Below are 15,967 nucleotides of genomic sequence, written 5' to 3' on the forward strand. Positions count from 1 at the left end.
GTGATGTGAAAGAGGAGGTCGACCGATGCGAATTGGGATGCGGACATTAAAAACGGCAATTGGGGCGACAGTTGCAATACTGCTTGCACAGTGGATAGGATTAGAATATGCTGTTTCGGCGGGAGTTATTACGATTTTGAGTGTTCAAAATACGAAGAAGGGATCGATGCAACTTGCGATTCAGCGCGTTTATTCGACTGTGATTGCGCTATCGATTTCAGCCATTTTATTTCTTTTGATAGGATTTAATGCGATTAGTTTTGGACTGTATTTACTTATTTTTATTCCGCTTGCTGTACGTCTTAAAGTGACAGATGGGATAGTCGTTAGTTCGGTGCTTGTGACGCACATTTTAGTGGAACAGTCGCTAGCGCTTTTCTGGTTTGTTAATGAAATGGCGCTTATGGCAGTGGGGGCGGGGATAGCAATACTGCTAAACCTTTATATGCCTAAACTGGATGTGAAATTAAAACAGGATCAGCAAAAAATTGAGGCATTGATGCGGCAGATTTTATTCGCGATGTCGCAAAGTTTAAAAAACGAAGTGCCTTATGTTGACGGTGATGTTCGTTTTAGTGAACTTAAAACGTCTCTTTTAGCCATGCAAGCGGGAGCTACGCAAAATGTGGACAATTATTTTTTAAAAGAAGTGCATTATTATGTGCAATATGTGGATATGCGGCTTGTTCAGTATCGTGTTTTGACGCAGATGAAGCGACATCTTGCGGAGTTTAAGGGAAATACGGAGCATAGCAAAATTTTGGCTGGATTGACGGAGAAGACAGCGCTTGAACTTGCGGAAGATAATCCGGCTGATAGGCTGGTTGAGGAAATTACAAATCTTGTTCGCGCTTTTCGAAAAAGTGATTTGCCTAGTTCGCGGGAAGAATTTGAAAATCGGGCGGTGCTCTTTCAATTTATGAATGATTTACGTTATTTTTTAGAAACAAAACGTGATTTTTATGTGGAATTTGGGTTGGAAAAAGAGCAGGTGAACGTTTAGTCTAAGTTGGAAGGGGAAAACTGGTAAAAAAGCATGCGGAGGTGGTTGTATGTATGCTGTAATTGCACTTTTTGATGAGAATACGGAGCGAGAGATTAAGGACATTTGGTTTGAATTGAAACGGGGTGGCTTGTCAAATTATGTGGACGACATGCGCCACCGGATGCCACATATTACGCTTGCTACGTACGATAATATTCGGCATCAGCAATTTGTGAATAAGCTTGTGCATTTTTATAAAGGGCAGTATGAGATAAAAGTGGAATTTAATGCAGTAGGCACATTTTTAAAGTCAGGCGTAGTTTTCTTGGCTCCTACGGTAACAAGAGAGTTGCTGTCTCTACATGAAAAGCATCACCTTTTATTTGATGACTACAATCGCAATCCGACATCGCATTATTTACCGGGCAGATGGACGCCGCATACGACGATTTCCAGTCATTTACACAATGAAAAAATCGCGGGTGTTTATCGGTACGGGGTCAATCTTTCGCCGATTAAAGGAAAGATAACGGGAATTGCGCTAATTGAATCGTTCCCGGGAAACCGTGTTGAAATCATTTTTAGAAAACGATTGAAGAAAATAGAGAAAGGAGCAAGGCGATAGGTCGCCTTGCTCCTTTTCATATTATACGGCAACTTCTTCAGTTTCTTGTTCTTTTTCAAGAGAGCCTGTGGCGCGACTTGTGACGATTCCGGATACCATGCTATCACTCACGTTAAGCGCGGTACGCCCCATGTCGATTAAAGGTTCGATTGAAATTAAAACGCCAGCAAGTCCAACGGGTAGGTTTAAGGCAGATAATACGATGATGGCTGCAAATGTTGCACCACCTCCAACACCGGCTACGCCAAACGAGCTGATGGCTACAATGGCAACTACGGTCAGAATGAAGCTAATCGAAGTAGGGTCAATGCCGACTGTTGGTGCAATCATAATGGCAAGCATCGCTGGATAAATAGCAGCACAGCCATTTTGACCGATGGAAAGTCCAAATGATGCGGCAAAATTGGCAATCCCTGACGGCACACCTAGTTTGCGTTGTGTTTCAATGTTGAGAGGTAAGGCTCCCGCGCTCGTTCTGGAAGTAAAAGCGAATGTTAAAACGGGGAGTGATTTTTTTACATAAGTAATAGGGTTAACGCCTGCAATCGCAACGATTAATAGGTGAATAATAAACATGGTGATGAGGGCAACGTAAGAGGCGATGACAAAGTTCCCTAGCTTCAATATCGCATTAGCATCGCTTGTCGCAACAGTACTTGTCATAATCGCGAAAACGCCATACGGTGTTAGACGAAGGATTAATCTCACGATGCGAAGAACGATGGCGAAAATGGCATCAATGCCGCGCGAAAAAATTTCTGCTTCTTTCGGCTGCTTGCGTTTAACACCAAGATACGCGACGCCGATAAAGGCTGAAAAAATAACTACGGCAATGGTTGATGTTGCTCTTGCACCAGTCATATCGAGGAACGGATTAGTTGGTAATAATTCTAAGATTTTTTGGGGTAAAGTAAGATCACCAATTTCTGCGAACCGGTCTTGAAGCTCCTTGCCGCGTGCGACTTCTACCGCACCTTGTGAGATATTATCGGCGTTTAAATGGAAGAGTAGGGCAGAAACGATACCAACCACAGCAGCAATTGCCGCCGTTACAATAAGTGTTCCAATAATCCAAATTCCGATTTTAGCGATATTCGTTTTGAGTTCCAGACGCGTAAAAGCGGTGATAATGGAAACAAAAATAAGTGGAATGGCAATCATTTGTAGGAATTTGACGTAACCTCCGCCGATAATCCCTAGCCAGTCGGTTGTTTCTGTTGTAACAACGCTTGACATGCCGTAAATCCACTGTAATATAAATCCGGCTAAAATGCCGACGAAAAGTGCGAGTAAAACCCTTTTTGAGAATGAAACATGACGCTTTTGTAAAAAGATAAAAAGTCCGATAATGGCAAGCGCCACAACTAAATTAAGTATGACTAAAATGGTATTCAAATAAAAAGCCCCCTTTTTTAATGTTTATAATTCCGATAAGAATTATTGGTATTAAGAATACAATGAAATAAAACAGAAGTCAATTAAAATTTTTTAAAAGAAGAACCTGCCAGCTCTGGCAGGTTCTTCTTTTAATTCAACTCGTTTGAGACGGCGGGAAGCCGTAATGTTTTTTGAAGAGTTTGCTAAAATAATAGGCATCATTGTAGCCGACAAGTTTGGCGGCTTCTTTTACGGTTAGGTGGCCGTCTTTTAGTAGCAGATAGGCTTTTTCGAGGCGGATTTTAATCAGGTAATGAATCGGTGAGTCGCCAGTTTCCTCTTTAAAAACGCGAGAAATATAGGCGGGACTAATGTACATGGTTTCGGATAGGCGTGACAAGGAAACTTCTTCGGTGTGATGTTTTTCCATATAGTGAATGATTTCATTGACGATTTGTTGTTTTTCAAGTTCTTCCATAGACAGTTTTAAGCCGCTTGTTTGAATTTGTTCTGGTTCTGCTTCGCGCAATATTTGGATAATAAGTTGCATAACGTAAGTTTTTAGCAGTAAATCATAGCCAGGATTTTCTTCGGACTTTTCTCGAAGGATATCCTCACAAATGGCTAAAATTTTCGAGCTTAACTGATTTTTTTGCAATACGGTTTCTTTAAAAGGAAAGGTGTTGCGCGGGAAGCCGGCTAAAGAAAAATTGCGAAAACCGATATGAATCTGGATATTTTGCATGCCTCGTTCGGCAATATCAAAATGGCGCACACCTGGGTTTAGAATAAGCATATCGCCACGACTTAAAAGAACCTCACGTCCTTCGATATTATACTTCACTTGTCCTTCGTAAATAATGGAAAACTCGATAAAATCATGATGGTGATTCTCGCCAATCCGTGGCTCGTTCGTATAACAATCGCCCACATAAAGAATTTGCGGATTAAACGTGTTGGTATCGATTTTGAGCATCTTCTTTCCCCCTTTGGATTTAAACGCTTACAAGCCTCGATTTAATTATATAATAAAGTCCATCATTATGGGAAAGATTAACCATTCTTTTTTAATAAAATCGGTGTAAACTAAGTACTTGTATATTAATTCAAAAGGATGTGTTCGCACTTGGACAGCTTAAAATGGATTTGGACATATGTGAGGCCTTATCGTACGCGCTTGTTAATTGCTTTTATTCTTATACTTCTTGCTTCGCTTATTAGCGTTCTTTATCCATTGCTTGGCGGTAAGGTGATTGACTTGGTCGTTTATCAGCACAAGACTTCTTTGCTCATTCCGATTTTGCTTATTATGATTATAAGTACCTTTATTCGAACTGTTTTTCGCTATAGTTATCAAATTTTGTTCGAACGGATTGGACAAAACGGATTATATCAAATTCGTGAAGACCTTTACCAAAAATTGCAAGCGCTTGATTTTGACTTTTTCAATCACACTCGTGTTGGGGATATTATGGCGCGAATGACAGGGGATACAGATGCGATTCGGCATTTCGTTTCTTGGGTTGTTTATAATATTTTGGAAAATTTATTCCTGTTTATTTTTGCGATTGGCATCATGCTGACTATTGATTGGAAACTAACACTTACTCTCGTACTACTAACACCATTTATAGCGATTCTTACCATTTTGATGTCTAAAAAGGCACAACCCGCTTTTTATGAAATTAGGGAAAGTTTTTCGCGCCTTAATTCCATGGTGGAGGAAAATATTAGTGGAAATCGTGTTGTAAAAGCCTTCGCACGGGAAGACTACGAGATGCAAAAATTTCATAAGCACAATCTTGATTTTAAAAAGCGTAACTTAGATTCTGCGGAAGTTTCTAAGAAATATTTACCAGTGCTTGATTCATTAGCAGGTATGTTAACCATTATTACACTTATTCTAGGTGGCTACTTAGTGATGAAAGGGCAAATGTCACTTGGCGATTTAGTCGCATTTAATGGCTTCTTATGGATGCTGAACGGGCCGATGCGAATGAGTGGTTGGTTAATCAATGACGCGCAGCGTTTTATCGCCTCTTCTTTTAAAATTCGGGACATGCTAAAAGCAGAAGCGAAAATTCCACTACGCGCTGAAAAATTGCCACATACGATTGAAGGGTATGTTGAATTCAAAAATGTTTCTTTTCATTTTGAAGATGATCCAACAACCGAGGTATTAAAAAATGTTTCTTTTCAAGTTAAACCAGGGCAAACGATTGCGATTTTAGGGGAAACCGGAGCAGGTAAGTCAACGCTCGTCAATTTAATTTGCCGCTTCTATGACCCAACTTCTGGGCAAGTGCTAATCGATGGTGTTGATGCAAGAGAATGGCATGTGCGCGAGCTTAGACAGCATATTGCAACTGTGATGCAAGATATTTTCTTGTTTTCGGATACGATTGAGGGCAATATCGCGTTTGGCGCACCAGATGCTTCAATGGAAGATATTCGGCGGATGGCGCGTATTGCTGATGCGGATCATTTTATTGAAACGATGCCGGAAAGTTATGACACAATAGTTGGTGAGCGCGGTGTTGGTTTATCGGGTGGACAGAAACAGCGGATTTCGCTTGCACGAGCTTTATTGAAGCAGCCTTCTATTTTAATTTTGGATGATACAACTTCTGCAGTGGATATGGAAACAGAAGTAAAAATTCAAGATGAGTTAAAAAAAGTGACGCATAAAACGACGACGTTTATTATTGCGCACCGAATTTCTTCGGTAAAAGATGCGGATGAAATTTTGATTCTCCGCCGCGGAGAAGTGATTGAACGTGGAAATCACGCGGAGTTACTTGAGAAGCAAGGATACTACTATGAAATTTATCATAAGCAACTTGGAACGGAGGTGAGCGGCGATGGCACGGAATAAATTTGATGTTGATGAGGAACTAGAAGAGGGCTTCAATGCGGCGCACTTAAAACGCATTTTTGTCTATATTAAACCTTACCAGAAGCCGATTTATTTGACGTTATTTGTCATTTTACTAGCGAACATTGCGCAAATGGCGGGTCCTTATTTAACTAAAATTGTCATTGATGATACGATTCCGAATCAAGATTATACTCAGCTATTTTGGATTGCCGTCATTTTCATTCTTTCGGTTGTCATTACTGGACTGTGTATGCGGTACCGAATTTATTCAATTACGGTTATCGGGCAAGACATTTTAAAGGATATGCGAACGGCGATTTTTAGTCATTTGCAGAAGCTACCATTTTCATATTTTGATAGTCGTCCACACGGCAAGATTTTAATTCGCGTCGTCAATTATATTAATATGCTGAGTGACTTATTATCAAACGGATTAATTAATCTTATTTCAGATATTTTAAGCGTGATTGTGACACTTGGTTTTATGTTTGCTATTGATCCTGTGCTAACGCTTTATAGTTTAGCGCTTGTGCCCGTTTTACTTATTATCGTGTTAGTCATCAAAACGGCTCAACGCAAGGCATACCAAGTTTTAAGCAATAAAACATCAAATATGAACGCCTATATTCATGAAAGTATTGCGGGTATTAAAGTCACACAAAGTTTTGCGCGTGAAGAAAAGAATTTTGAAATTTTTAGCGATGTGAGCGATGCTTACCGGGAGTCGTGGATGAAGGCTGTTAAAATCCAGTTTTTACTTTGGCCAGGTGTGCAAAATATTGCGGTAATGACGACTTGTTTGATTTACTTTGTCGGCATTAGAGGGCTAGGCGTAGATGTTTCAACAGGGACACTAATTGCCTTTGTCGGCTATGTTGGGAATTTTTGGAATCCGGTAATTAATATCGGGAATTTCTATAATGCGTTAATTACAGCAACGACCTATCTTGAGCGGATTTTTGAAACGCTTGATGTAAAACCAGATATTCAAGATTTGCCGCACGCTGCGAAAATGCGTCCAATTAAAGGGAATGTTGATTTTAATAGAGTCTTTTTCCGCTATGAAAAAAATCATGATATCCTAAAAGGAATTGATTTTCATGTGAAAGCTGGCGAATCGATTGCGCTTGTTGGGCCAACGGGGGCTGGGAAAACGACGGTCATCAATTTGCTGAGCCGCTTTTATGATGTGAATGAAGGGGAAATTGCTATTGATGGGCAGAACATTCGTGATGTGACACTTCATTCGCTGCGCAGTCAAATGGGGGTCATGCTGCAAGATACCTTTATTTTTTCCGGGACGATTATTGAGAATATTCGTTACGGGAAGCTAGATGCAACGGAAGAAGAGGTTATTCAGGCGGCGAAAATCGTTCGGGCACATGATTTTATTAAGGATTTAAAAGACGGGTATCATACGGAGGTTAAAGAGCGTGGTAGCACGCTTTCGGCTGGACAGCGGCAACTCATTTCGTTTGCGCGAACGCTTCTTGCGGATCCGAAGATTTTAATTTTAGACGAGGCAACTTCAAGCATTGATACTAAAACGGAAATTTTATTACAAGAGGGACTTGAACGTTTGTTAGAAGGACGGACCTCATTTATTATCGCGCACCGGATTTCCACGATTAAAAATAGTTCGCGAATTTTCTATATTGACAATGGGCTCGTTCAGGAGGCTGGTAGTCATGATGAACTCATGGCGCAAAAAGGCTATTACTACAATTTGTATCAGGCGCAATTTGATTTATTGAATGCGCTCTAGAAAAGTCGCATGGAATCGAAAAAGATTTCATGCGACTTTATTTTGCGAAGTCCTTTTCGGAAAAATTCACAAATTGATGTTACAATAGTGATGGAAATCAGATTGTGAAAAACTTTGAATTTGTGTGAACTAAAACGTATCAGTCTGAAATATCATGTAAAGAAGGTGTGATTGATGGAAAATGAACATAGTCATCACCATGATTTGCATAAGGAAGATTCGGAGCATATGCACGATAAACATGCGGGGCATCATACGGGGGATTTTAAGAAGAAGTTTATTATTTCGCTCTTTTTGACAGTCCCACTTGTCGTGCTTTCTGTTGCTGTGCAAGATATTTTTGGCTATCAATTGACATTTCCCGGGACGGAATTTGTGCAGCTTATTCTCGCATCCATTTTGTATTTTTACTGCGGTTTACCGTTTTTAAAAGGGGCCGTTTCGGAAGTGAAAGACCATGCAATTGGCATGATGAGCTTAATTAGTGTCGCCATTTCAGTTGCTTATTTTTACAGTGTAGCAACGGTTTTCGGTTTTCATGGCATGGATTTCTTTTGGGAATTAGGTACGCTGATTTCCATCATGCTGCTTGGGCACTGGCTTGAGATGCGTTCGATTATGGGGGCGTCAAAAGCGCTTGAAGCTCTTGCAGGACTTTTGCCGAAACAGGCAATTAAACTGGTGGACGGGAAACAGGTGGAGGTAGACATTAGCGATATTCAGCCAGGCGACAAGGTGCTCGTGCGTGCAAACGATAAAATCCCGACAGACGGTGAAATTGAAAGTGGTAGCACGCATATTGATGAGTCGATGCTGACGGGGGAATCACGGCCGGTCAAGCGTGTGACGGGAGACCAGGTGATTGGCGGCTCGATTAACGGAAGTGGCACGATAACGCTTCGTGTGACGGGAGTCGGGGCGGAATCTTATTTGCAGACGGTCATTGATATTGTGCAAAAAGCGCAAAACGCCAAATCAAAAACGCAAAATCTAGCGGACCGTGCAGCCAAATGGCTAACTTATATCTCACTAGCAGCGGGTTTTTCAACTTTAATTGTCTGGCTGGCTTTAGGGCGGGAACCGTCGTTTGCGATTATGATGATGGTTGGCGTCATGGTTATTGCCTGTCCGCATGCTCTTGGACTCGCGATTCCGCTCGTGGCCTCTAACTCGATTTCGAAAGTGGCAGCGAACGGCGTCTTAATCCGCAACCGGACGGCATTTGAAAATAGTAGCAAAATGACAACCGTTGTTTTTGATAAAACGGGTACGCTGACAATCGGGAATTTTACGGTTGTTCAGGTCGTGAGCTTTAAAAGCGATTATTCGGAGGAACAAGTCCTTCAGCGCGTTGTTTCCCTCGAGCAGTTTTCAGAACACCCAATTGCAAGCGCGATTACAAATTACGGCAAGGAGCATGAGGTGCGGAAGCACGATGTTACTGGTTTTGAAGCTTTAACTGCAAAAGGGGTTAGTGGCTTGATTGACGGCGAAAAGCATGCGGTGCTTAGTCCAAAGGCGCTGGCAGATTTTGATTTGAAGCCGCTTAAAACGGAAGATGCTGCGGCGCGAACGGTTGTGTATTTGGTCATCGCAGGCGAGCTGATTGGGCAAGTTGAGCTGGCTGATGAGGTTCGGCCGGAATCGAAGCAAGCGGTGAAAGATTTGCAGGCAAACGGGATTCGCGTTTTTATGGCTACAGGAGATAATGAAGCGGTCGCGAAACATGTGAGCGATGAACTTGGACTTAATGGCTACTTTGCGGAACTTCAACCGGAAGAAAAACTCCAAATTTTAACGGAACTCCAAGAAAAAGGGGAGTACGTAGCGATGGTTGGCGATGGTGTCAATGATGCCCCAGCCCTAGCAACAGCGAGTGTTGGCATCGCAATTGGGAGCGGAACGGAAGTCGCAAATGAAGCGGCAGATATTATTTTAATCCAAAACAATCCAGAAGATGTGTTCAAGGTGATTCATTGGGGAAAATTAACGAAACGTAAAATGGTGCAAAACTTGGCTTGGGCAACGCTTTATAACGTGATTGCCATTCCAGTTGCGGCAGGCGTTTTATACCCGTTCATTTTACCGCCCGCAATTAGTGCGGCGATTATGTCGCTAAGTACGATTATTGTGGCGATTAATGCGCAACTTTTGCTGAAGCAAATTAAATAAACGCCACCGGGCAAGAGCCCGGTGGCGTTTTTCTATACATAAAACAAAATACAGAAATACATAAAGGTTGTGCCAGCGATGACAAATAGGTGCCAAATCGCATGCATGTACGGGATTTTTGGAAAGCTGTAAAGCACAGCGCCAATCGTGAACATGATGCCGCCAGTAGCGAGAAGCCAAAAACCAGTTGCACTAAGGCCGGAATAAAGCGGCTTAATGCCGATTAAAACGAGCCACCCCATGATGACATAAACGATGGTTGACAGAACCCGCCATTTTTCCAAAAAGAAGATTTTGTACGTAATGCCGAGAAGTGCAAGCCCCCAGACAATGCCGAAGAGCGTCCAGCCGAGTGCGCCCTCTAAGGTGATTAAAACGAACGGTGTGTAGGTGCCAGCGATTAGTAAGTAGATGGATGCGTGATCCATAATGTTGAAAATTTTGCGCGCTTTGCATGGCTTAAAACTGTGCAGTAGTGTGGAGCAAAGATAAAGAACCATAAGCGAGATGCCGTAAATGAGAAAGCTGGTTAAATAGAGAGGATCATTTTTCGTTACGCCATATAGGACGAGTAAAATAAAGGCTGGAATGCTAAGTAAAAAGCCGATACCGTGCGTGATGGCGTTCGCGAGTTCTTCTTTAAAATTATAGGAAATCGTGTTCATTTTATCACCAAACTTTTCTTTTGTAATACCTTTATCTTACGGCAAAAATGTTAGAATGAAAAGAGTTTTCTGAGATTTTCCTAATATGACTATCCTAATAGCCAATTGAACGTTATAATAGGGAGTATCAAGCGAAAATTGGATGTGATGAAAGTATGAGGAAAATAAAAATTATTACGGACTCTACAGCATGTATTTCAGTTGAAGAACAAAACGAGTGGGGGATTGCGGTTTTACCGTTGTCTGTAGAGGTTGACGGGAAAATATATAATCCGCTAACCGATTTAACACCGGAAGCTTTTATGGATTTAATGAGTTCGTCAAAAAGTTTACCAAAATCTTCTCAACCCGCAATTGGGAATTTTGTTGAGATGTATGAAAAATATATTGCTGAAGGTTACGATATTTTATCCATTCATTTAACGGAAAAATTAAGTGGAACGGTGAATACGGCTAGACAAGCTGCCGAAATGGTTGAAGGAAATGTGACCGTTGTTGATACGGATTATATCGCAAGAGGCCAAGCTTTCCAAGTGCTTGAGGCAGCTAAATTGGCGAAATCTGGCGATGCTTCGGTTCAGGAAATTACGGCGCGCATGACGGAAATTCGGTCGAAAACGAAACTTTATATTGTCGTTGTGACGCTTGAAAACCTTATTAAAGGTGGGCGCGTCGGGAAAGTGCAAGGGATTTTAGGTAGTCTGTTAAACATTAAATTGATTGCGCGTTTAAAAAATGGCCAGCTAGAAGAAGAGGCTAAATTACGAAGCAACAAAAAAATCATGTCGTATTTATTTGATGTGATTAAAACGGAGTCGAAAAAAATTGTCGAGCTGGATATTGAACATGCGAATGGTCTTAAAATGGCCGAGGAGTTCAAAGCGCAGGCGATGGAAATATTACAGCTTAGCAAAATGCCGATTTTTAATGCCGACCCAGTTGTGGCAACGCATGCAGGAAACGGCGCTTTTGCAGTTATGTACTATACTGAATGAAGTGAGTGAATAAGATAGATGAAGAAAAAATGGATTTGGCTTTTAGTCGCCGTATTTGTCATTGTTGCGGGGATTCTAGGCGGATTTTATTTGAAAGATTATATGGAGCAAAAAAGGATTGCGGAACAGACGCCAATTCGATTGCTCGCGATGGGCGATTCCTTGACGGAGGGCATTGGCGATGAAGAGAAAAATGGCGGCTATGTCGGGATTTTAGAGCGAGAACTGAAACAAAATGAGGATGTCAGAAGCGTCAAAACGTATAATTATGGCGTTTCGGGCAACCGAATTGATCAGCTTTTAAAACGTTTGGATGAAAATGAGGATTTCCGTTCCGATTTAAAAAAGGCGAATGTCGTCACAATTACAATCGGGGGAAATGATGTCATGAAAATCCTCAAGTCGCGCTTACTTGAAGCACAAGTAAGTGATTTTACGAAAGCGGAAAAAAATTTCCAAAAGCAATTAGTCACCCTCTTTTCAGAAATCCATACCTTAAATCCAGATGCGCCTGTTTTTTTAGTGGGGATTTATAATCCGTACACCACATATTTCAGCCAAATTAAACAACTGGATACGATTATTTCGAGTTGGAATAAAGGGTCTGAAAAAATTGTTGCAGACGAACAAGACGTTATTTTTGTGCCAGTTGCGAATGTTATTGAAAATCGCGAAAAGAAAAATATGGACAAGCCGAACCCGCTACTTTCGGGTGATTATTTCCATCCGAATCATAAAGGCTATGAAAAGATGGCGGCTGAGCTTTATGGAAGCATAAATCAAGCGATACAAGACGGGGAAATTCCAAAATAAGAAAGGTGATTGGTTTGGAGCGGAGCAAGCGAAATAATGAAACGAAAGCGGATTTAAAGCGGCAAATAAATTATTGGAAAATCATTTGTTTGGCGTTATTACTTCTTATTGGCGGATTTTTCATTTGGATTTATTTGTCGATTTTCGTTTTAAGTCCTACTGAATCTGGTGGGCCGGCTTTAATTAGCAATAAAAAGAATGTGGAGTTTCAAACGAGTACGACGAAAGCGGATTTAAATAAGCTGATTGCGACGTACATTGATGATTTTACGAATGATGATGATATTGGCTATGACGTTTATGTTGGCAACACGGTGACTTTCCAAGCGGAAGCGGAACTGTTTAATGAACCGATCCAGCTGACACTTAATTTTTCCCCAAAAGTAGTGGACGATGGAAATGTGCTACTCACGCTTAAAAGTATGTCGGTTGGTGCGCTGCCGCTGCCGGTTTCTTCTGTGATGAGTTTTGTGAACAAGGAATATAAATTCCCTGATTGGGTGACGGTGATTCCGAAAAAGAAAACAATCTATCTTGCACTCGATCGTTTAAAATTAAAAGGGGATACGAAAGTTCGTGTCGATGCGCTAAATTTGAAGAAAGATGATATTTCGTTTACACTTTTAGTACCAGTGAAATAGTTTTTTTGGTAGGAAGGGTGATAATTTTGACGGAAAAACATTTAGAAAAAGCGACATTTGCAGGCGGTTGTTTTTGGTGTATGGTGAAGCCTTTTGACACGCAACCGGGCATTTTGAAAGTTGTATCGGGATATACGGGAGGGTTTACGGAAAATCCAACGTATGAGGAAGTTTGTAGCGGTAAGACGGGACATGCGGAAGCGGTTGAAATTACGTTTGATCCAGAAGTTTTTCCTTATGATAAATTAGTCGAGGTTTACTGGCAGCAAACGGATCCAACTGATGCGACTGGCCAATTTGTTGACCGCGGCGATTCCTACCGGCCAGCAATTTTTTACCATAATGCTGAACAAAAAGCTATTGCCGAAAAATCAAAACTAGCTTTAGACAAAAGTGGTCGTTTTAAAAAACCGATTGTAACGGAAATTGTACCGGCTGAAACGTTTTATCCGGCAGAGGACTACCATCAAGATTTTTATAAAAAAGATGCGCGTCATTATAAGGGCTACCGAAATGCATCTGGCCGTGATCAGTTTATTCAGTCGCACTGGGAAGGGTGATGCGCTATGAATAATGAGAAAAAACAAGCAAGGCTACGCGAACTCACGGATTTACAATATAAAGTGACGCAAGAAAGCGCAACGGAGCGCCCGTTTGAAAATGAATTTTACAATCATTTTGGTGAGGGTATTTACGTGGATATCGTATCTGGAAAGCCGCTTTTTTCTTCCAAAGATCAATATGATGCGGGTTGCGGCTGGCCGAGCTTCACAAAGCCAATTGATGCGGCAGAAATCGCAGAAGAATTTGATGCGAGTCACGGCATGCGACGGACAGAAGTTCGTTCAAAAGAAGCCGACTCCCATTTAGGACACGTGTTTACAGATGGACCACGGGAAAGTGGTGGTTTGCGCTACTGCATTAATTCAGCAGCGCTTCGCTTTGTACCACGAAGTGACTTGGAAAAAGAAGGTTATGCAGAATATCAAAAACTGTTTGAATAAATCAGGAGGCTCTTTGGACATTCTAAAGGGCCTTCTTTTAAAGGAGAGTGCTAGAATGAAAGTCGCAATTATTGGGTTAGGTGGGATTGCACAAAAGGCGTATTTGCCAGTTTTTGCAGAAATGGAAAATGTTGAAATTCATCTTTATACAAGAAATTCGTTGAAATTGAAACAGCTTAGCGATAAATATCGCTTTCCGCATATTCATCAGTCGATTGATTCGCTCATTGAAGCGGGTATTGAAGCCGCATTTGTACATAGTTCAACGGCAAGTCATCCAGAAATCGTGCGCCAACTTTTAGACAATCAGATTTCCGTATATGTTGATAAACCGATTTCGGATAATATCGAGGAAACGCGCGCATTGACAGCACTTGCAAAAGAAAAAAAGACGCTGTTTATGACGGGCTTCAATCGCCGCTTTGTGCCGTTTTATCAAACGCTTAAAGAGCTTCCAGATGCCAATATGATTGTCATTCAAAAAAATCGCCCGAACCAACCAGGTGAGGCGCGAACGTTCATTTATGACGATTTCATTCATGTTATCGATTCGGTTCGTTTTCTTTTAGGGGAAAAAATTCAGGATTTTGATGTCTACGGTACGTTTGACGGAGACTTATTAGCGAGTGTAACGGTACAATTCAAGGGCGAAACGAAAAACGCAACGGCCATCATGAACCGAAATAGCGGTGTCAGCGAAGAAAAAGCTGAATTGATGACGAAAAACGGAAAATGGACCGTCGCCAATTTGACGGAACTAACGATTCAAACCGGCATCGAAACGCGCCTAGTGCGCCATGCAGATTGGGAAGGAACGCTCGCAAAACGCGGCTTCGTACCGATTATCCATGCCTTTTTAGATGCTGTCAGAAGCGGTGCGGCAGAACCAATTTCAAAAGATGACGCACTAGAAACCCACGAAATTTGTGAAGCAATCTTGAAAAAGCTATCTGAGCGCTGATTTCATCATTTTTACAATTTAGCTTTACCTTTTCGCGAAAATCCTCTATAGTAAAAGTTGAAAAACAAGATGGAGGGAACGAATTTGGGACGATCTTTTTACCATTTTTTAATGACTTATCGGGATCCAGTAAAGCAGGACGCAAAAACAAATTTTGCGAATGCGGCTTATAAAGATCATAGTTTTCCAAAACAAGCGAAAAATTATCATACTGTAAGTGATTATTTAGAGTTAAATGCGCCTTATTTAAATGGTATGGCGACTTTTGATGAACTTTGGGACGAGTACTTGTTAGACGAAGAAAAAAACCGCTAAGGAGGAAAGTAAGATGAGTGTACATATTGCAGCAAAACAAGGTGAAATTGCCGAAAGTATTTTATTGCCAGGAGATCCTTTACGTGCGAAACATATTGCGGAGCGCTTTCTTGAAAAGCCAGTTTTATTTAATGATGTTCGCGGGATGCTTGGTTTTACAGGAACTTATCAAGGGCAAAAAGTGTCCGTCATGGGAACAGGAATGGGTGTACCATCGATATCGATTTATGTGAATGAGCTCATTCAAAGTTATGACGTGCAAAATTTAATTCGTGTTGGTACAATGGGCGGCATGCAAAAAGACGTCAAAGTACGTGATGTAGTCATTGCTCAAGCGGCTTCTACTGATTCACAAATTAATCGCAATACGTTTGACGGTGTTGATTTTGCACCTGTTGCAGATTTTAGCTTACTAAAAAAAGCGTATGACGCAGGTGTTGAAAAAGGCTTATCAATTAAAGTTGGCAATGTCTTTTCATCTGACCGTTTCTACAATGATGAGCTTGATAAACAAAAATTAGCGGATTATGGTGTGCTTGGGATTGAAATGGAAGCCGCTGCACTTTATACGCTAGCTCAAAAATACAATCGTCGTGCGTTAGCAATTTTAACCGTTAGCGATCATATTTTTACTGGGGAAGAAACAACGGCATTAGAACGCCAAACGACTTTCGATGATATGATTGAAGTGGCGCTTTCCGCTACACGCTAAAACGAAATTTAGAACTTAAAAAGCTGATGGGGGCATTGTGCAGTTATTCAGAAAGGTTG

Annotated in this window: 16 protein-coding genes; 13 read left to right on the plus strand and 3 right to left on the minus strand. The window is 41.3% G+C overall.

Annotation, left to right across the window (positions count from 1 at the left end):
- The first annotated feature begins 25 nt into the window (after positions 1–25).
- The gene (locus CFS04_RS00285; RefSeq protein ID WP_088808603.1) at positions 26–1,003 is read left to right on the plus strand and encodes an aromatic acid exporter family protein; all 978 of its coding nucleotides are present in this window, start codon (positions 26–28) and stop codon (positions 1,001–1,003) included.
- Between the two features lie 49 nt (positions 1,004–1,052).
- Positions 1,053–1,610, plus strand: coding sequence for a 2'-5' RNA ligase family protein (locus CFS04_RS00290; protein ID WP_088808604.1), 558 nt, complete (start codon positions 1,053–1,055; stop codon positions 1,608–1,610).
- Positions 1,611–1,631: 21 nt separating this feature from the next.
- Here the strand turns inward: CFS04_RS00290 and CFS04_RS00295 are convergent, their stop codons facing one another.
- Both CFS04_RS00295 and CFS04_RS00300 read right to left on the minus strand, forming a co-directional pair.
- The gene (locus CFS04_RS00295) at positions 1,632–3,005 is read right to left on the minus strand and encodes an L-cystine transporter (RefSeq protein WP_088808605.1); all 1,374 of its coding nucleotides are present in this window, start codon (positions 3,003–3,005) and stop codon (positions 1,632–1,634) included.
- Between the two features lie 136 nt (positions 3,006–3,141).
- The gene (locus CFS04_RS00300) at positions 3,142–3,963 is read right to left on the minus strand and encodes an AraC family transcriptional regulator (RefSeq protein ID WP_088808606.1); all 822 of its coding nucleotides are present in this window, start codon (positions 3,961–3,963) and stop codon (positions 3,142–3,144) included.
- Between the two features lie 150 nt (positions 3,964–4,113).
- Between CFS04_RS00300 and CFS04_RS00305 the strand changes: the two genes are divergently transcribed.
- The 3 genes from CFS04_RS00305 (at position 4,114) to CFS04_RS00315 (ending at position 9,802) form a co-directional block, all read left to right on the plus strand.
- Entirely contained in the window at positions 4,114–5,862 is a 1,749-nt protein-coding gene (locus tag CFS04_RS00305; RefSeq protein ID WP_088808607.1) for an ABC transporter ATP-binding protein, read from the plus strand.
- On the plus strand, positions 5,849–7,630 hold the full coding sequence (locus CFS04_RS00310; protein ID WP_088808608.1) for an ABC transporter ATP-binding protein: 1,782 nt from the start codon (positions 5,849–5,851) through the stop codon (positions 7,628–7,630). The genes CFS04_RS00305 and CFS04_RS00310 overlap by 14 nt, the downstream gene beginning before the upstream one ends.
- A 174-nt stretch (positions 7,631–7,804) precedes the next feature.
- Positions 7,805–9,802 carry a heavy metal translocating P-type ATPase gene (locus tag CFS04_RS00315; RefSeq protein WP_088808609.1) on the plus strand — a complete coding sequence of 666 codons (1,998 nt, stop codon included), beginning with the start codon at positions 7,805–7,807 and terminating at the stop codon, positions 9,800–9,802.
- 32 nt (positions 9,803–9,834) lie between these two features.
- Here CFS04_RS00315 and CFS04_RS00320 read toward each other — a convergent pair whose 3' ends face one another.
- Positions 9,835–10,467: a hemolysin III family protein gene (locus CFS04_RS00320; RefSeq protein WP_088808610.1), complete on the minus strand. Its 633-nt coding sequence runs from the start codon at positions 10,465–10,467 to the stop codon at positions 9,835–9,837.
- Between the two features lie 155 nt (positions 10,468–10,622).
- Between CFS04_RS00320 and CFS04_RS00325 the strand changes: the two genes are divergently transcribed.
- The 8 genes from CFS04_RS00325 (at position 10,623) to deoD (ending at position 15,908) form a co-directional block, all read left to right on the plus strand.
- Positions 10,623–11,462, plus strand: a complete 840-nt coding sequence (locus CFS04_RS00325) for a DegV family protein (RefSeq protein WP_088808611.1) — start codon at positions 10,623–10,625, stop codon at positions 11,460–11,462.
- 18 nt (positions 11,463–11,480) lie between these two features.
- The gene (locus CFS04_RS00330; RefSeq protein ID WP_088808612.1) at positions 11,481–12,275 is read left to right on the plus strand and encodes an SGNH/GDSL hydrolase family protein; all 795 of its coding nucleotides are present in this window, start codon (positions 11,481–11,483) and stop codon (positions 12,273–12,275) included.
- Between the two features lie 14 nt (positions 12,276–12,289).
- On the plus strand, positions 12,290–12,916 hold the full coding sequence (locus CFS04_RS00335) for a YpmS family protein (protein ID WP_088808613.1): 627 nt from the start codon (positions 12,290–12,292) through the stop codon (positions 12,914–12,916).
- Positions 12,917–12,942: 26 nt separating this feature from the next.
- Entirely contained in the window at positions 12,943–13,476 is a 534-nt protein-coding gene (msrA, locus tag CFS04_RS00340) for a peptide-methionine (S)-S-oxide reductase MsrA (protein WP_088808614.1), read from the plus strand.
- Positions 13,477–13,482: 6 nt separating this feature from the next.
- Entirely contained in the window at positions 13,483–13,920 is a 438-nt protein-coding gene (gene msrB, locus CFS04_RS00345) for a peptide-methionine (R)-S-oxide reductase MsrB (RefSeq protein WP_088808615.1), read from the plus strand.
- 55 nt (positions 13,921–13,975) lie between these two features.
- Positions 13,976–14,881 (plus strand): Gfo/Idh/MocA family protein, encoded by a 906-nt coding sequence (locus CFS04_RS00350; RefSeq protein ID WP_088808616.1) that lies wholly within the window; start codon positions 13,976–13,978, stop codon positions 14,879–14,881.
- 84 nt (positions 14,882–14,965) lie between these two features.
- Complete coding sequence (locus CFS04_RS00355; RefSeq protein WP_088808617.1) at positions 14,966–15,196, plus strand: YozE family protein; 231 nt, start codon at positions 14,966–14,968, stop codon at positions 15,194–15,196.
- A 13-nt stretch (positions 15,197–15,209) separates the two neighbouring features.
- Positions 15,210–15,908 (plus strand): purine-nucleoside phosphorylase, encoded by a 699-nt coding sequence (gene deoD / locus CFS04_RS00360; protein WP_088808618.1) that lies wholly within the window; start codon positions 15,210–15,212, stop codon positions 15,906–15,908.
- Positions 15,909–15,967: the final 59 nt, after the last annotated feature.

The organism is Listeria sp. ILCC796 (genome assembly GCF_900186175.1).
GTDB lineage: Bacteria > Bacillota > Bacilli > Lactobacillales > Listeriaceae > Listeria > Listeria goaensis.

Coding starts and splice junctions, on each gene's coding strand:
- CFS04_RS00285 (WP_088808603.1), top strand. CDS start 26: ATGCGAATTGGGATGCGGACATTAAAAACGGCAATTGGGGCGACAGTT.
- CFS04_RS00350 (WP_088808616.1), top strand. CDS start 13,976: ATGAAAGTCGCAATTATTGGGTTAGGTGGGATTGCACAAAAGGCGTAT.
- CFS04_RS00325 (WP_088808611.1), top strand. CDS start 10,623: ATGAGGAAAATAAAAATTATTACGGACTCTACAGCATGTATTTCAGTT.
- CFS04_RS00310 (WP_088808608.1), top strand. CDS start 5,849: ATGGCACGGAATAAATTTGATGTTGATGAGGAACTAGAAGAGGGCTTC.
- CFS04_RS00320 (WP_088808610.1), bottom strand. CDS start 10,467: ATGAACACGATTTCCTATAATTTTAAAGAAGAACTCGCGAACGCCATC.
- deoD (WP_088808618.1), top strand. CDS start 15,210: ATGAGTGTACATATTGCAGCAAAACAAGGTGAAATTGCCGAAAGTATT.
- CFS04_RS00290 (WP_088808604.1), top strand. CDS start 1,053: ATGTATGCTGTAATTGCACTTTTTGATGAGAATACGGAGCGAGAGATT.
- CFS04_RS00300 (WP_088808606.1), bottom strand. CDS start 3,963: ATGCTCAAAATCGATACCAACACGTTTAATCCGCAAATTCTTTATGTG.
- CFS04_RS00315 (WP_088808609.1), top strand. CDS start 7,805: ATGGAAAATGAACATAGTCATCACCATGATTTGCATAAGGAAGATTCG.
- msrB (WP_088808615.1), top strand. CDS start 13,483: ATGAATAATGAGAAAAAACAAGCAAGGCTACGCGAACTCACGGATTTA.
- CFS04_RS00330 (WP_088808612.1), top strand. CDS start 11,481: ATGAAGAAAAAATGGATTTGGCTTTTAGTCGCCGTATTTGTCATTGTT.